Here is a 16,809-nt window from a genome sequence, read left to right on the forward strand (position 1 = left end):
GGGCTTCGCCCGTGTTCGCGGGCAAGCCCGCTCCCACAGGGATCACGCCAGCTTTTAGAAATTGAGCAAGACAGTTGCTCCCACCCCGACCGCATAGACCTCAAGCCATGCGCTGCCCCTGTGGGAGCTGGCTTGCCGGCGATGGGCTGCGAAGCAGACCCAGTCATGGATTTGACTGATATCAACACGCCGCGCGTGGCCGCAGACCATGATGCAGTGTGCATGACCGCAAGGATGCAGACCGATGAACCGATACGCCCCCAGGATCTTCGCCACCGCGCTGATCGCCCTGCTCGCAACAGCCGGCGGGCTGGGGTACTGGAAGTCGCTCCACGACCAGTTGCCCGAAGGCCTGAGCATGGGCAACGGCCGCCTGGAAGCCACCGAGGTGCAGATCGCCAGCAAAATCCCTGGTCGCCTGGCCGAAGTGCTGGTCGAAGAAGGTGACAAGGTAAAACGCGGCCAGCTGCTGGCGCGCATCGACACCCGTACCATGGAAGCCCAGCGCAGCCAGGCCGAAGCCGAAGTGCTGCGCGCCCGGGAGAACTACGCCGCCGCCCAGGCCAGCGTGCAGCTGCGCCAGAGTGAACTGCTGCTGGCCAGCCAGGAGCTCAAGCGCGTGCGCGAGATCTTCCAGCGCAAGTACGCCAGCCAGCAGTTGCTCGACCAACAGCAGGCGCGCTTCGACACGGCCAACGCCGCCGTGGTCGCCGCCCGCGCCCAACTGGCGGCGATCAAGGCCGCCATCGGTGCCGCCGAGGCCCAGGTGGCGCAGCTCACCAGCGAAATCGACGACAGCAGCCTGCGCGCACCGATCGACGGCATCATCCAGCTGCGCCTGGCCGAGCCCGGTGAAGTGCTGGGTGCCGGCGGCCGCGTACTGATGCTGATCGACCCCAGCGACCAGTACATGAACCTCTACCTGCCCGCCTCCACCAGCGGCCGCCTGACCGTCGGCGACCAGGCGCGGATCGTGCTCGACGCCCTGCCCGAGCGGGCGCTGCCGGCGAAGGTGGCCTTTGTCGCGGCCAAGGCCCAGTTCACCCCCAAGCAGGTGGAAACCCGCGACGAGCGGCAAAAGCTGGTGTTCCGGGTCAAGTTGCGCCTGACCGACCCGGGCGCCGTGCCGCAGGCCAAGCCGGGTATGCCAGGCGCCGGCTATGTACGCACGGTTGATGTGGACTGGCCGGCCAACCTGCAATGAACGCCGCGGCACTGCTGGCCGAGGGTATCAGCCATCGCTACGGCGACCTGGTGGCCCTGCACCCCCTAGGGTTCAGCCTGCCGGCGGGCACCCGCTGCGCGCTGATCGGCCCTGACGGGGCTGGCAAATCGACCCTGCTGGGGCTGATCGCCGGCGTCAAGCGCCTGCAACAGGGCGAACTGCAGGTGCTGGGTGGCTCGATCCGCCAGCGGCGCCATCGCGCGGCGCTGTACCCGAAAGTGGCGTTCATGCCGCAGGGGCTGGGCAACAACCTGTATCCGGAGCTGTCGATCAGCGAGAACATCCGCTTTTTCGCCACCCTGTTCGGCCTCGGCCGCCGTGAATGCGAACAGCGCATGGCCAACCTGCTGCAGGCTACCGACCTGCAGCGCTTTGCCGAGCGCCCGGCGGGCAAGCTGTCGGGCGGCATGAAACAGAAGCTGGGCCTGTGCTGCGCACTGATCCACGAGCCGGACCTGCTGATCCTCGACGAGCCGACCACAGGTGTCGACCCACTGTCACGGCGGCGCTTCTGGGAGCTGGTCGAACAGGTGCGCGCACAGCGCCCGCAACTGACCCTGCTGGTGGCCACTGCCTACATGGAGGAGGCCGAACAGTTTGAACATTGCCTGATGCTCGATGGCGGTCGCCTGCTGGCGGCCGGCCCCAGCCGTGAACTGGCCGCAGTCACCCCCAGCGGCAAGCTGGACGACGCCTTCACCCACTACCAGGGCGCGGGCAAGGCACAACACCCTCTGCTCATCATTCCACCACGCCCGGCCACTGACACCTCGGTCGCCATCGAGGCCAACGACCTGACCCTGCGCTTTGGCGATTTCACTGCCGTGAACAAGGTCAGCTTCGCCATTGGCCGCGGGGAGATCTTCGGCTTCCTCGGCTCCAACGGCTGTGGCAAGACCACCACCATGAAAGTGCTCACCGGCCTGATGCCGGCCAGCGAAGGCAGCGCCAGCCTGCTCGGCCGCCCGGTGGATGCCAGCGACCTGGCCACGCGCAAGCGGGTCGGTTTCATGTCGCAGAGTTTTTCGCTGTATGGCGAGCTCAGCACCCGGCAGAACCTGAACCTGCATGCGCGCCTGTTCGACCTGCCAAAGGTCGAGAGCGGCCAGCGTATCGACGAACTGATCGAGCGCTTCGACCTGGGTGCCATCGCCGACCAGCCATCCGGCGCCCTGCCCCTCGGGCTGCGCCAGCGCCTGTCACTGGCAGTGGCAGTACTGCACCGCCCGGAAGTGCTGATCCTCGACGAACCCACCTCCGGCGTCGACCCGGCTGCCCGTGACGACTTCTGGCGCCTGCTGGTGGAGCTGTCACGCGAGCAGGGCGTGACCATTTTCCTGTCCACCCACTTCATGAACGAAGCCCAGCGCTGCGACCGTATCTCGCTGATGCATGCAGGCCGGGTACTGGCCTGCGACACGCCGGGTGCCCTGCAACGCCAGTACCAGGGCAACACCCTGGAGGACGCGTTCGTACGCTGCCTGGAACAGGCCCAGGAACTGGCGCTACAAGCTACCGACAACGCCGTGCTGGAGCAGGCCACCACACCTGCGCCAGCGCTGCGCCAGGGTTTCAGCCTGCGTCGCCTGCTGGCGGTGGCCGGCCGTGAGGGCAAGGAGCTGCTGCGCGACAAGGTACGCCTGGCCTTCGCCCTGCTGGGGGCGGTGTTCATGATGGTGATCTTTGGCTATGGCATTTCGCTGGATGTGGAAAACCTCGCCTTCGCCGTACACGACCAGGACCAGAGCCCGCAAAGCCGGGCCTACCTCGAAGCCTTCCGTGGTTCACGCTATTTCGCCGAACAGGCGCCCATCCGCGATACCCGCGAAATGCACCAGCGCCTGCAGCGCTCTGAAATCAAACTGGCGCTGGAAATTCCGCCCGGCTTTGGCCGCGACCTGTACGCCGGGCGTCAACCGGTCGTGGCTGCCTGGCTCGATGGCGGCATGCCGTTCCGCGCGGAAACCAGCCGCAACTACGTTGAAGCCGTGCACCAGGCCAACCTCGACCAACTGGCCAAGGCCAGCCCACAGCCGCAGCAGCGCCAGGACCTGGTGCGCCTGGAAACCCGTTTTCGCTACAACCAGGATGTGGTCAGCGTGAACGCCATCGGTCCAGGAGTAATGGCGCTGATTTTGGCCTTCATCCCGGCCATGCTCACCGCGCTGGGTATCGTCCGCGAGAAAGAGCTCGGCTCCATCACCAACTTCTACGCCACACCCCTCACCCGCCTGGAATTCCTGCTCGGCAAGCAGATGCCCTATCTGGCCGTGAGCCTGGTCAACCTGGCGCTGCTGGTGGCGATGAACCGCTGGCTGTTCGCCGTGCCGCTCAAGGGCAGCGTGCTGGCCCTGGCCTGTGGCGGCGTCGCCTATCTGCTGGCGACCACCAGCCTTGGCCTGCTGATCTCGGCCTTCACCCGCACCCAGATCGCCGCCATCCTGGGCACCATGATCATCACCAGCCTGCCGACCATCCAGTTCTCCGGGCTGATCGTGCCACGCTCGTCGCTGGACGGCGCGGCGGCGGTGATGGGCCAGCTGTTCCCGGCGGGCTACTTCCTCGATATCGCGGTCGGCACCTTCACCAAGGCGCTGGGCCTGCGCGAACTGTGGCCGCAGTGCCTGATCCTGCTCAGCTTCTTTACCGTGTTCACCGGCCTGAGCCTGGCCATGCTGAAGAAGCAGGAGGCCTGAGATGTCACGCCTGAACCATACCCTGCGCCTTGGCCTGAAAGAGCTTACCAGCCTGCGCCACGACAGCGTGCTGCTGTTGTTCCTGCTGTATGCCTTCAGCGTGGCTATCTACATGCCCGCAGCCGGCTCGGTGATCGGCGTGCACAACGCCAGCGTCGCAGTAGTGGACGAAGACCACAGTCTGCTGTCGCGCAAGCTCGGCGAAGCCCTGCAACCGCCCGAGTTCCAGCCCGCCGTACCGCTGGCCCCGGGGCGCCTGGACCAGGCCATGGACAGCGGCCAGTACACCTTCGTAATCAACGTGCCGATGAATTTCCAGAGCGACCTGCTGGCCGGACGCTCGCCGGAACTGCAGATCAATGTCGACGCCACGGCCATGAGTCAAGCGTTCATGGGGGCCGGCTACATCGGCCGCATCTTCGAACGCGAGTTGCTCGACTACAGCCAGCGCAGCAACACACAGAGCCCGGTGGTAATCAACGCCAAGGCCCTGTTCAACCCCAACCTGGAGGGTGGCTGGTTCCTGGCGGTGATCCAGATCATCAACAACATCACCATCCTGGCGATCATCCTCACCGGGACAGCGTTGCTGCGCGAGCGCGAGCACGGCACCCTCGACCACCTGCTGGTGCTGCCGCTGACCGCGCTGGAAATCATGCTGGCGAAAATCGCCAGCAACGCGCTGGTGGTGGTGACCTGCACCTGGATTTCGCTGGTGGTAGTGGTCAAGGGCGCGCTTGGCGTGCCGCTCTCCGGTTCGATGGGCCTGTTCCTGGCCGTGACCGCGCTGTACCTGTTCGCCAGTACCGCACTGGGCATCTTCCTCGCCACTCTGGCGCGCTCGACGCCACAATTCGGCCTGCTGGCAATCCCGGTGATCATCCCGATGCTGTTGCTGTCCGGCGGCAGCACACCGCTGGACAGCATGCCGCAGTGGCTGCAGTGGGTGATGCAGGGGTCGCCGTCGACGCACTTTGTCAGCCTTGGCGCCGCAATCCTGTTCCGTGATGCCGGGTGGACGGTAGTGTGGCCGGACATCCTGGCGCTGGCTGTGATCGGGCTGGTGTTCTTCGGCGTGGCGCTGGCGCGGTTTCGCCGAAGCCTGGCGTCCTGATCCAAATTGGGATCTAGCAACAAAGACAAAGGGCGCCTTTCGGCGCCCTACTCACAGACAGGTCGGCTTGTCATCGCCATACACCTGCCCGGCTCTGTAATTGCTGGTTGAACCAGGATCCGCAGAGTCTTGCAAGCCCCTTACGGGAACAGGCCCATTATCACGTATCGAGCGTTACATTGCCAACAGACTGCACTATTGCTGGATGTGTGAAACCCAGCGTAAAGCCAACAGCAGCCCTCACGGCGGCGAAATGCTCTGGCCGCATTGTAAAGGTGATGTATTCCCGACCACCGCCCTGCCGCGACCTGACCCGGCATCTGTCCAGTCTGGAGGTAGCTACCGTGTAGATCATGTCGCACTTCGCCCAGCATGTCAGGGCCGGGCCAGGGAGATAACTCGGCAGCACAACGTGATGCCTTGTCATGTGATCCGGAGCGGTGGTGCTCAGCGGGATTATCGTCACCAAATGACGGTTTTGACTGTGCTTGCGAAGAACGACAACCGGGCGCACCTTGATCATTTCAGGCACTTGAAAGCCTGAAAAGTCGCACATCAGTACAGTCGCCTCTTTCGGCTGGTACTTCAAAGGCATTGCCAACACTCTCAAGCAACTGAAGACAAGGCACAATTTAGCTTGGCCTTGGCTTCAGAAACCGAAAACTGGCGGGCTTACAGGAAAGACGGAAAGGTCCTACAACCGTGGTAAGCCTGACTTCAATCCAGCTCACCAGCAATCGACCTCACAGTGCTTCAGGTCACTGCACGATCAGGTTGTTGAACAGCAGGTCTTCGACGATCGGCTTGCCCTCTTCGGCTTCCATTACCTGCTGCACCTGTTTCAGCGCTTCCTGGCGAAGATGCTCCTTGGCCTCGACGTTGCTCATGCTGTCCACCGACTGTTGGGTGAACAGCGCCACCAGCTGATTGCGGATCAGCGGCTCGTGGTGCTTCACCGCCTTCGCGGCTTCGTCGCCGGTCACGCGCAGGGCCACGTCGGCCTTGTACACGCGCAGCCGCGGGCTGCCGTCGAGGGCATAGTTGCCGACAAAGGGCGGGCTCAGGCTGATGTAGGCGACTTTTGGCGCCCCTTCCTTGGCTTCCTCGGCCATGGCCGCAGCCGGCAGCAGCAGCGCCAGCACCATCAAGATCCACGCTTTCACGAATTCGCTCCTCAATACAGTTGGCGCCAGCTTACCCAGCACACCGCTCAAACCCAAGCCCGGGCTCATGCCGCACTTATGCCTGCACATCAGGGCAGGCCATGCTCGTTGACCGGGCAGGCGGCCCTCCTACACTTATCGGCCACGACCCGCAAAGGAATAGCCCCGATGAAAGCTGTGTTGTGCAAAACCCTTGGCCCGGCGCGCGATCTGGTGCTGGAAGAGGTGACCAGCCCGGTGCCGAAGAAAAACGAGATCCTGCTGGATGTGCAGGCCGCCGGAGTCAACTTCCCCGACACCCTGATCATCGAAGGCAAGTACCAGTTCCAGCCACCGTTGCCGTTCTCCCCCGGCGGCGAGGCGGCGGGCGTGGTGGCCGCCGTCGGAGAAAAGGCCGGCGCGTTCAAGGTCGGCGACCGGGTCATGGCACTGACCGGCTGGGGAGCGTTTGCCGAGCAGGTGGCTGTGCCGTTCTACAACGTGCTGCCGATCCCGGCGAGCATGGACTTCACCACCGCTGCAGCATTCGGCATGACCTACGGCACCTCCATGCACGCCCTGCGTCAGCGCGGCCAGTTGCAGGCGGGCGAGACACTGCTGGTGCTGGGCGCGTCCGGCGGGGTCGGCCTGGCGGCGGTGGAGATCGGCAAGGCCATGGGCGCGCGAGTGATCGCGGCCGCCAGCAGTGCGGAAAAACTGGCCGTGGCCAAGGCAGCCGGGGCGGATGAACTGATCGACTACAGCCAGGCCAGCCTGCGTGACGAGATCAAGCGCCTGACCGGTGGCCAGGGCGTGGACGTGATCTACGACCCGGTGGGTGGCGAATTGTTCGAACAGGCAGTGCGCGGGCTGGCCTGGAATGGCCGGTTGCTGGTGGTGGGCTTTGCCAGCGGGACCATCCCGCAGCTGGCGGCCAACCTGGTGCTCCTCAAAGGTGCCGCGGTACTGGGGGTATTCTGGGGAGCGTTTGCCCAGCGTCAGCCGGAGGACAATGCGGCCAACTTCCGGCAGCTGTTTGCATGGCATGCCGAAGGCAAGTTGAAGCCGCTGGTATCGCAGACTTATCCACTGGCTGAAGCCGGGGCTGCCATTGAAAAGTTGGGGCAGCGGCAGGCTGTGGGTAAGTTGGTGGTGCTGGCCAGGTAAGACAGTTCCGGCCTTTTCGCGGGTTCACCCGCGAAGAGGCCGGCACAGGTAATCAAACCTCCCGCAGGTTATGGCAGCGCCTGAACCGTGCCTCCAGGTTGCGATCGGGCATCTGGTGGCTGCGCAGGGCGTTCAAGGTCTGTTCGACATAATCACGCGTGGTGCCATAGCGCCCCTTGGCACTGGCCAGTATCTGGCTGAGCAGGGTGTCCGGCAGGTTCCCGGCATAGCACGGCAAATGCCGCTCCAGCACGAAGCCCAGGGCCTGCACCTTGCTGCCATCACCCAACCGACAACTGAGCCAGTGCGGCCGGTACGCCGGGTACGGCATCTCGCGCTGCCACAGGGCCATCAGCGACTCGTCCAGGCTGCTGTCATCCAACCGATAGGCAAAACCACTGCAGGAGCCACCGCGGTCCAGGCCAAACACCAGCCCGGGGGTTTCCGGGGTGCCACGGTGTTCGTGCGACCACAGGTACAAGCCGCGGTGGTAACCATGTACACGCGCGCGTTGGCGTTCCACCGAGTTGCACTCCGGTCGCCAGATCAACGAGCCATAGGCGAACAGCCAAACCGGCCCACCCTGATGGCGAGACATGGTTGTCTTCATGGAATTGAACAACTGTTCGCGAGTATGTTGCTGACCGAAGTCGAGTGTCGGTGGATATGAAACTTCCCAGGACATACTTTCAAGTGCCGACATAAGCTGCCGCCATTATCCCTGTAAACTACGGATGTAGCGAGATTCGATTACGATGCGCCCCAAGCCTCTGTACCAAGGGCGCTTGCAGTAACCATAGGACAGAAGTGCGGGAATACTCAAGCCCTCGCGCCAGAGTTTCATCCGCGCTCCCGACGACTGGAAAGTACTGTTTCGGCAACTGTGAAAGTTATTAGCCAAGGCGGTAACAATTACCGCCTTATACCCATACTTTCAAACTTCGGTTATTAGCCGCGTGGTGCGTAGGCAAACACATCGGCGCGCATGCGGTGCGCATCCATGCCGGCTTCGACCAAGGCGTCGAGAGTGGCATAGATCATGTTCGGCGAGCCGCTGGCATATACATGCACGCTGTTGAGGTCGGCGATGTCTTCGCAGACCGCCTCATGCAGCATGCCGCAACGGCCTTCCCAACCGCACAGGTCGCTGACCACCTGGTGAAGGAACAGGTTGGGCAGGCGCTGCCATTCGTCCCAGTGCTCGATCTGGTAGAAGTCTTCGGGCCGACGCACGCCCCAGTACAGGTGCACCGGGTGCTTGAAACCCTGAGCCCGGCAATGCTCGACCAGGCTGTGCATCTGGCCCATGCCGGTGCCAGCAGCGATCAGCACCAGCGGCCCGTCAGGCAACTCGGCCAGGTGGGTGTCGCCGAACGGCATTTCGATGCGCGCCAGGCCGTCGCGCTTGAGTTGCTCGATAAGTTGCAGCGCACTGGGCTCGCGCGCCAGCACATGCAGCTCCAGTTCGCGCCCGGCATGGGGTGCGGAAGCCAGCGAAAACGCCGCCTGCTTGCCGCCTTCGCGCTCGATCATCAGGTACTGCCCCGCGTGGTAGCGCGGCGGCCTGCCCGCCGGCGCGCGCAACCGCACGCGCCAGACGTCGCCACCGACCTCGACGCACTCACTGACACTGCACGCCAGTTTGCGCACCGGCAACTCGCCCAGGGCGAGCACACCATCCCAGAGCAACACGCAGTCCTCCAGCGGTTCGGCAATGCAGGTGAACAGCTCGCCATGGTCGCGGACTTCACCGTCCTGGCGTACCCGGCCTTCGACCAACAACGCGGCGCAGACATGGCAATTGCCATTGCGGCAGCTGTTCGGGCAGTCATAGCCCAGCCGCCGCGCTCCATCCAGGATCCGTTCCCCGGGTTCGAGCGCCAGCACCGCCCCGGACGGCTGCAACGTTACCTGCATCAATCTATTCCCAACTGATCCCACAGCTCATCGATACGGCGGGTGACGGCTTCGTCCTTGACGATGACCCGTCCCCATTCGCGTGTAGTCTCGCCCGGCCACTTGTGCGTGGCGTCCAGGCCCATCTTCGACCCCAGCCCTGATACCGGCGACGCGAAGTCCAGGTAGTCGATCGGGGTGTTGTCGATCATCACCGTATCACGCTTGGGGTCCATGCGTGTGGTGATGGCCCAGATCACATCGTTCCAGTCGCGGGCATTGATATCGTCATCGGTGACAATAACGAATTTGGTGTACATGAACTGTCGCAGGAACGACCACACACCCAGCATCACGCGCTTGGCGTGGCCCGGGTACTGCTTCTTCATGGTCACCACCGCCATGCGGTACGAGCAGCCTTCCGGCGGCAGGTAGAAATCGACGATTTCCGGGAACTGCTTCTGCAGGATCGGCACGAACACTTCGTTCAGCGCCACGCCGAGGATCGCCGGCTCATCTGGCGGGCGGCCGGTGTAGGTGCTGTGGTAGATCGGTTTCTGCCGATGGGTGATGCGCTCGACGGTGAACACCGGGAAGCTGTCCACTTCGTTGTAGTAGCCGGTGTGGTCGCCATACGGGCCTTCCGGGGCCATTTCGCCCGGGTGGATCACGCCTTCCAGGATGATTTCGGCGGTAGCCGGTACCTGCAGGTTGCTGCCCCGGCACTTGACCAGTTCGGTGCGGTTGCCGCGCAGCAGGCCGGCGAAGGCGTACTCGGAGAGGGTGTCCGGCACCGGGGTCACGGCGCCGAGGATGGTGGCCGGGTCAGCGCCCAGGGCCACGGCGACCGGGAACGGTTGGCCAGGGTTCTTCTCGCACCATTCGCGGTAGTCCAGGGCGCCGCCACGGTGGCTGAGCCAGCGCATGATGACCTTGTTGCGGCCGATCACCTGCTGGCGGTAGATGCCCAGGTTCTGGCGGTCCTTGTTCGGGCCGCGGGTGACGGTGAGGCCCCAGGTGATCAGCGGCGCCACGTCGCCCGGCCAGCAGTGCTGGATCGGCAGGGCGCCGAGGTCGACATCGTCCCCCTCGACCACCACTTCCTGACACACCGCGTCCTTGACCACTTTCGGCGCCATCGACACGACTTTCTTGAAGATCGGCAGCTTGGACCAGGCATCCTTCAGGCCCTTCGGCGGTTCGGGCTCCTTGAGGAATGCCAGCAGCTTGCCGATTTCCCGCAGCTCATCGACCGACTCGGCCCCCATGCCCATGGCCACGCGCTCCGGGGTGCCGAACAGGTTGCCCAGCACCGGGATGTCGAAGCCGGTGGGCTTTTCGAACAGCAATGCAGGGCCCTTGGCACGCAGGGTGCGGTCGCAGACCTCGGTCATTTCCAGGACGGGGGAGATCGGAACCTGGATGCGCTTGAGCTCGCCGCGCTGTTCCAGGCCACGGATGAAGTCGCGCAAGTCGCGATACTGCATGCAGGAGCCTCGTGTTGGCCGTATCGGTCGGGGGTGCAGAGTGTAGCGCCGTTCAGTACCCAATGGCCAAAAATGACTTGGGGCCGCTTCGCGCCCCATCGCCGGCAAGCCAGCTCCCACAGAGTCCGCACAAGCTTCAAGAGCCGTACAGTACCTGTGGGAGCTGGCTTGCTGGCGATGGGCTGCGAAGCAGCCCCAATCAATTCCGGCCTGAAACGCTTACTTGCGCTTCATCGACAGGAAGAACTCGTCGTTGGTCTTGGTCTGCTTGAGCTTGTCGACCAGGAACTCGATGGCGGCGATTTCGTCCATCGGGTGCAGCAGCTTGCGCAGGATCCACATGCGCTGCAGTTCGTCGTCGGCGGTCAGCAGCTCTTCGCGGCGGGTACCGGAGCGGTTGATGTTGATAGCCGGGAACACACGCTTCTCGGCGATGCGGCGGTCCAGCGGCAGCTCCATGTTGCCAGTGCCCTTGAACTCTTCGTAGATCACTTCGTCCATCTTCGAGCCGGTTTCGACCAGCGCGGTGGCGATGATGGTCAGCGAACCGCCTTCCTCGATGTTACGCGCGGCACCGAAGAAGCGCTTCGGCTTCTCCAGGGCGTGGGCGTCGACACCACCGGTCAGCACCTTGCCGGAGCTCGGGATGACGGTGTTGTAGGCACGTGCCAGACGGGTGATGGAGTCCAGCAGGATGACCACGTCCTTCTTGTGCTCGACCAGGCGCTTGGCCTTCTCGATCACCATTTCGGCAACCTGCACGTGGCGGGTTGGCGGCTCGTCGAAGGTGGAGGCAACCACTTCGCCACGCACGGTGCGCTGCATTTCGGTCACTTCTTCCGGGCGCTCGTCGATCAGCAGGACGATCAGGTGGCACTCGGGATTGTTACGGGTGATGTTGGCCGCGATGTTCTGCAGCATGATCGTCTTGCCCGCTTTCGGCGGAGCAACGATCAGGCCACGCTGGCCTTTGCCGATCGGAGCGCACAGGTCGATGACGCGGCCGGTCAGGTCTTCGGTGGAGCCGTTACCGGCTTCCATCTTCAGGCGCTTGTTCGGGAACAGCGGCGTCAGGTTTTCGAACAGGATCTTGTTCTTCGCGTTTTCCGGGCGGTCGAAGTTGATGGTGTCGACCTTCAGCAGGGCGAAGTAACGCTCCCCTTCCTTCGGCGGACGAATCTTGCCGACGATGGTGTCACCGGTACGCAGGTTGAAACGGCGGATCTGGCTGGGCGAGACGTAGATGTCGTCAGGGCCGGCCAGGTAGGACGCATCAGCCGAACGCAGGAAACCGAAACCATCCTGGAGAATCTCCAGCACGCCGTCACCAGAGATCTCTTCGCCGCTTTTCGCGTGCTTCTTCAGCAGGGCGAAAATCACGTCCTGTTTGCGCGAACGGGCCATGTTTTCGATGCCCATCTGTTCGGCCATTTCCAAAAGATCGGTAATCGGCTTTTGCTTGAGTTCAGTCAGGTTCATAAGGGGAGTGACGTAATCATGTAAGAAGGGAGAATTAAGCTTCTGGCTTAATGAGGCCGCGCCGCTAGATGGCGACAGGATCGCGTACTGATTCGAATTAGGGATGCTTCGGCGACGGCGTGTAGAGGGCACTGGAGAAGCAGTGCGAGGCCGAATGTAACACTTGCTTTTTTCTGCGTCTAGTGCTCTGAAAAAGAAAAGCCCCGCATCTGCGGGGCTTTTTCACATCACAGGTGGGCGTCGAGGAACGCGGCCAGCTGCGATTTGGACAGGGCGCCGACCTTGGTGGCTTCGACGTTGCCGTTCTTGAACAGCATCAGCGTCGGGATACCACGCACGCCGTGCTTGGCCGGGGTTTCCTGGTTCTCGTCGATGTTCAGCTTGGCGACGGTCAGTTTGCCCTCGTAGGTGGAGGCGATGTCGTCCAGTACCGGAGCGATCATCTTGCATGGACCGCACCATTCAGCCCAGTAGTCGACCAGTACGGCGCCTTCGGCCTTAAGGACATCGGCTTCGAAGGAGGCGTCGGTGACATGTTTGATCAGATCGCTGCTCATGGATATCTCCAGGGTCGTAAGCAAAAAAACGTGGCCCATGATAGCCGTACCCACGCCCGACAGGAAGCCACGGACGATTGAGTGTAACTATAGTTGTGCAAGACGCCACGAATCGAAACTGTCATGCAAACGTCATAGCATCGAATGGCACATTGCCTTGCATCAAGGCCAGCTCAACGGCTGTGTACCACGCGTTGGCGACAGCCTGCTATCGTGGCACGATTGCCGGGTTAACGACCGAGAACAACCAGATCATGCCGCATACCATCGCGAAGAACCTGTCCCTGATCGCCGCCATCGACCTTGGCTCCAACAGCTTTCACATGGTCGTGGCCAAGGCCCACCATACCGAAATCCGCATTCTCGAGCGGCTCGGCGAGAAGGTTCAACTGGCCGCCGGCATCGACGAAGAACGCAAGCTCAGCGAAGAGGCAATGGAACGAGGCCTGGATTGCCTCAAGCGCTTTTCCCAACTGATCAACGGCATGCCGGCAGGCTCGGTGCGTATCGTCGGTACCAACGCCTTGCGCGAAGCGCGCAACCGCAACGAATTCATCCAGCGCGCCGAAGCCATCCTTGGCCACCCGGTCGAGGTAATCTCTGGCCGTGAAGAAGCGCGCCTGATCTACCTGGGCGTGTCGCACACCCTGGCCGATACCCCCGGCAAACGCCTGGTGGCCGATATCGGCGGCGGCAGTACCGAGTTCATCATCGGCCAGCGCTTCGAGCCGCTGCTGCGCGAAAGCCTGCAGATGGGCTGCGTCAGCTTCACCCAGCGCTACTTCCGCGACGGTAAGATCACCCCGGCCCGCTACGCCCAGGCTTACACCGCCGCGCGCCTGGAGCTGATGAGCATCGAGAATGCCCTGCACCGCCTGACCTGGGACGAGGCCATCGGCTCGTCCGGTACCATTCGTGCCATCGGCGCAGCCATCAAGGCAGGTGGCCTGGGCAATGGCGAGGTCAACGCCGAGGGGCTGGCCTGGGTCAAGCGCAAGCTGTTCAAGCTGGGCGAGGTCGACAAGATCGACTTCGAAGGCGTCAAGCCGGACCGCCGCACCATCTTCCCGGCGGGCCTGGCGATTCTCGAAGCGATCTTCGATGCCCTGGAACTGCAGCGCATGGACCACTGCGACGGTGCCCTGCGCGAAGGTGTGCTGTTCGACCTGCTGGGCCGCCACCACCACGAAGACGTGCGCGAACGCACCCTGAACTCGCTGATGGAGCGCTACCACGTGGACCAGGGCCAGGCCGCGCGCGTCGAACGCAAGGCGTTGCACGCCTTCGACCAAGTGGCCGACGCGTGGGATCTCAAAGACGGGAACTGGCGCGATCTGCTGGGCTGGGCGGCAAAAGTGCACGAAATCGGCCTGGATATCGCTCACTACCACTACCATAAACACGGCGCCTACCTGATCGAGCACTCCGACCTGTCGGGTTTCTCCCGCGAGGACCAGCAGATGATGGCCTTGCTGGTGCGCGGCCACCGCCGCAACATCCCCAAGGACAAGATCGCCGAACTAGGTGAGGAAGGGGTCAAGCTGCTGCGCCTGTGCGTGCTGCTGCGCTTCGCCATCCTGTTCCACCACATCCGTGGCAACCAGCAGATGCCGAAGGTCGAGCTCAAGGCTGCCGACAGCAGCCTCGACGTGGCCTTCCCCGAGGGCTGGCTGGAACAGAACCAACTGACCCAGGCCGACTTCGCCAACGAGGCGGAGTGGCTTGCCCGGGTCGGCTTCGTCCTCAGCGTACGTTGAGGACCGGGTTGCTCAGGCGCTCCAGCAGGGTCGCCTGGGCACTGCGCGGGTTCTGGTTGCCGGTTGGCGTGCTGCGCACGTAGCGCCCGTCCGGCTGCAGGGTCCAGGCGTGGGTGTTGTCGGTCAGGTAGCCTTCCAGCTCCTTCTTCACCCGCAGCAACAGCTTCTTGCCTTCCACCGGGAAGCAGGTCTCGACACGCTTGTCGAGGTTGCGCTCCATCCAGTCGGCACTGGACAGGTAGATCTGCTCTTCGCCGCCATTGAGGAAGTAGAACACCCGCGTGTGCTCGAGGAAGCGGCCGATGATCGAGCGCACCTGAATGTTGTGCGAAACCCCCGGAATGCCTGGGCGCAGGCAGCACATGCCACGCACCACCAGGTCGATCTTCACGCCCGACTGGCTGGCCTTGTACAACGCCTTGATGACCTTGGCGTCGGTCAGCGAGTTGAACTTGGCGATGATATGCGCCGGCTTGCCTTCGAGGGCGAACTGGGTTTCCCGCGCGATCATGTCGAGCATGCCCTTCTTCAGGGTGAACGGCGCGTGCAGCAGCTTCTTCATGCGCAGGGTCTTGCCCATGCCGATCAGCTGGCTGAACAGCTTGCCGACGTCCTCGGTGAGGGCGTCGTCGGAGGTCAGCAGGCTGTAGTCGGTGTACAGGCGGGCGTTGCCTGCGTGGTAGTTACCAGTGCCCAGGTGCGCATAACGCACGATCTCGCCCTGCTCGCGGCGCAGGATCAGCATCATCTTAGCGTGGGTCTTGAAGCCGACCACGCCGTAGATCACCACCGCACCGGCCGCTTGCAGGCGGCTGGCCATCTGCAGGTTGGACTCTTCGTCGAAGCGCGCCCGCAACTCGATCACCGCGGTGACCTCCTTGCCGTTACGCGCTGCGTCCACCAGCGCGTCGACGATTTCCGAGTTGGCCCCGGAACGGTACAGGGTCTGGCGCACGGCAAGCACGTGCGGGTCCTTGGCGGCCTGCCGCAGCAGGTCGATCACCGGGGTGAAGGACTCGAACGGGTGCATCAGCAGGATGTCCTGCTTGCCGATCACGCTGAAGATATTGTCGGCGTTCTGCAGCAGCTTGGGGATCGCCGGGGTGAACGGCGTGTACTGCAGCTCAGGGTGGCTGTCCAGGCCGGTGATGCTGAACAGGCGGGTAAGGTTGACCGGGCCGTTGACCTGGTACAGCTCGCTTTCGCTGAGGCTGAACTGCTTGAGCAGGTAGTCCGACAAGTGTTTCGGGCAGGTGTCGGCGACCTCCAGGCGCACTGCGTCACCGTAGCGGCGCGAGAACAGCTCGCCGCGCAGGGCGCGGGCCAGGTCATCGACCTCTTCGGAGTCCAGCGCCAGGTCGGCGTTACGGGTCAGGCGGAACTGGTAGCAGCCCTTCACCTTCATGCCCTGGAACAGGTCGTCGGCGTGCGCGTGGATCATTGACGACAGGAACACATAGTTGGCGCCAGGGCCACCCACCTCTTCCGGCACGCGGATGACCCGCGGCAGCAGGCGCGGGGCCGGAATGATCGCCAGGCCCGAATCGCGACCGAAGGCGTCGACACCCTCGAGCTCGACGATGAAGTTGAGGCTCTTGTTCACCAGCAGCGGGAACGGGTGAGTAGGGTCGAGGCCGATCGGGGTGATGATCGGGGCGATTTCGTCGCGGAAGTAGCGGCGCACCCAGGTCTTGAGCTTGGGGGTCCAGTGACGCCGGCGGATGAAGCGGATATGGTGCTTCTCCAGCTCGGGCAGCAGCACATCGTTGAGGATTGCGTACTGGCGCTCCACTTCACTGTGCACCAGGTCGCTGATACGCGCCAGCGCCTGGTGCGGCTGCAGGCCATCGGCACCGGCCTGTTCACGAGCAAAGTTGATCTGCTTCTTCAGGCCGGCGACTCGGATCTCGAAGAACTCGTCGAGGTTGCTGGAGAAGATCAACAGGAACTTGAGGCGCTCTAGCAGCGGGTAGCTCTCGTCCAGCGCCTGCTCCAGCACGCGGATATTGAACTGCAACTGGGAGAGTTCGCGATGAATGTACAGGCTGCTGTCGTCCAGGCCCGGGATGATGATCGCCGGGGCCGGCGCGGGTGCCGGAGCCGCAGTCTCTGCCACCGGTTCCACGGCAGGCAGGGGCGCCGGCGGCAGGTCTGGCGGGGTCTGCACCATCTCTTCGGGGAGTTCCTGAGCATCCTTGATCGCGACAGGGGTTAGCACTTCATTATTCATCTGGCGTTCCTGAGGACGTTAACGCCCTATCATCTATTGAGCGGCAAGATAAGCGCCCA

Annotated in this window: 13 protein-coding genes; 5 read left to right on the forward strand and 8 right to left on the reverse strand. The window is 63.3% G+C overall.

Going from position 1 to position 16,809, the window contains the following annotated elements; genetic code table 11:
- Window positions 1-244 precede the first annotated feature (244 nt).
- The 3 genes from ACK1U9_RS22330 to ACK1U9_RS22340 are packed head-to-tail and all read left to right on the forward strand — an operon-like array spanning window position 245 to window position 5,035.
- Window positions 245-1,204 (forward strand): HlyD family efflux transporter periplasmic adaptor subunit, encoded by a 960-nt coding sequence (locus ACK1U9_RS22330; protein WP_153671416.1) that lies wholly within the window; start codon window positions 245-247, stop codon window positions 1,202-1,204.
- The gene (rbbA, locus tag ACK1U9_RS22335; protein ID WP_153671417.1) at window positions 1,201-3,921 is read left to right on the forward strand and encodes a ribosome-associated ATPase/putative transporter RbbA; all 2,721 of its coding nucleotides are present in this window, start codon (window positions 1,201-1,203) and stop codon (window positions 3,919-3,921) included. The genes ACK1U9_RS22330 and rbbA overlap by 4 nt, the downstream gene beginning before the upstream one ends.
- A 1-nt stretch (window position 3,922) precedes the next feature.
- A complete protein-coding gene (locus ACK1U9_RS22340; RefSeq protein WP_449110194.1) occupies window positions 3,923-5,035 on the forward strand; it encodes an ABC transporter permease in 1,113 nt (370 codons plus the stop codon).
- Window positions 5,036-5,195: 160 nt separating this feature from the next.
- Here ACK1U9_RS22340 and ACK1U9_RS22345 read toward each other — a convergent pair whose 3' ends face one another.
- Window positions 5,196-5,630 carry a type II toxin-antitoxin system PemK/MazF family toxin gene (locus ACK1U9_RS22345; RefSeq protein WP_308811248.1) on the reverse strand — a complete coding sequence of 145 codons (435 nt, stop codon included), beginning with the start codon at window positions 5,628-5,630 and terminating at the stop codon, window positions 5,196-5,198.
- 163 nt (window positions 5,631-5,793) lie between these two features.
- Window positions 5,794-6,198 (reverse strand): flagellar basal body-associated protein FliL, encoded by a 405-nt coding sequence (locus ACK1U9_RS22350; protein ID WP_025341058.1) that lies wholly within the window; start codon window positions 6,196-6,198, stop codon window positions 5,794-5,796.
- Window positions 6,199-6,366: 168 nt separating this feature from the next.
- Between ACK1U9_RS22350 and ACK1U9_RS22355 the strand changes: the two genes are divergently transcribed.
- Window positions 6,367-7,344, forward strand: a complete 978-nt coding sequence (locus ACK1U9_RS22355; RefSeq protein ID WP_046613637.1) for an NADPH:quinone oxidoreductase family protein — start codon at window positions 6,367-6,369, stop codon at window positions 7,342-7,344.
- A gap of 52 nt (window positions 7,345-7,396) precedes the next feature.
- On the opposite strand, the gene ACK1U9_RS22360 is transcribed toward ACK1U9_RS22355, so the two are convergent.
- From ACK1U9_RS22360 to trxA, 5 genes are all read right to left on the reverse strand, one after another.
- On the reverse strand, window positions 7,397-8,047 hold the full coding sequence (locus tag ACK1U9_RS22360) for a gamma-glutamylcyclotransferase (RefSeq protein WP_085602257.1): 651 nt from the start codon (window positions 8,045-8,047) through the stop codon (window positions 7,397-7,399).
- Between the two features lie 245 nt (window positions 8,048-8,292).
- Window positions 8,293-9,261 carry a CDP-6-deoxy-delta-3,4-glucoseen reductase gene (locus tag ACK1U9_RS22365; protein ID WP_013974732.1) on the reverse strand — a complete coding sequence of 323 codons (969 nt, stop codon included), beginning with the start codon at window positions 9,259-9,261 and terminating at the stop codon, window positions 8,293-8,295.
- Window positions 9,261-10,727, reverse strand: coding sequence for a 4-hydroxy-3-polyprenylbenzoate decarboxylase (gene ubiD, locus ACK1U9_RS22370; RefSeq protein WP_025341062.1), 1,467 nt, complete (start codon window positions 10,725-10,727; stop codon window positions 9,261-9,263). The genes ACK1U9_RS22365 and ubiD overlap by 1 nt, the downstream gene beginning before the upstream one ends.
- A gap of 219 nt (window positions 10,728-10,946) precedes the next feature.
- The gene (gene rho / locus ACK1U9_RS22375) at window positions 10,947-12,206 is read right to left on the reverse strand and encodes a transcription termination factor Rho (protein ID WP_003253661.1); all 1,260 of its coding nucleotides are present in this window, start codon (window positions 12,204-12,206) and stop codon (window positions 10,947-10,949) included.
- Between the two features lie 227 nt (window positions 12,207-12,433).
- On the reverse strand, window positions 12,434-12,763 hold the full coding sequence (trxA, locus tag ACK1U9_RS22380) for a thioredoxin TrxA (protein ID WP_003253660.1): 330 nt from the start codon (window positions 12,761-12,763) through the stop codon (window positions 12,434-12,436).
- Between the two features lie 254 nt (window positions 12,764-13,017).
- Between trxA and ppx the strand changes: the two genes are divergently transcribed.
- A complete protein-coding gene (gene ppx, locus ACK1U9_RS22385; RefSeq protein WP_046613640.1) occupies window positions 13,018-14,520 on the forward strand; it encodes an exopolyphosphatase in 1,503 nt (500 codons plus the stop codon).
- On the opposite strand, the gene ppk1 is transcribed toward ppx, so the two are convergent.
- Window positions 14,507-16,750 (reverse strand): polyphosphate kinase 1, encoded by a 2,244-nt coding sequence (gene ppk1 / locus ACK1U9_RS22390; RefSeq protein ID WP_046613641.1) that lies wholly within the window; start codon window positions 16,748-16,750, stop codon window positions 14,507-14,509. The genes ppx and ppk1 overlap by 14 nt on opposite strands.
- Window positions 16,751-16,809: the final 59 nt, after the last annotated feature.

This window comes from Pseudomonas sp. XP1, from assembly GCF_053557675.1.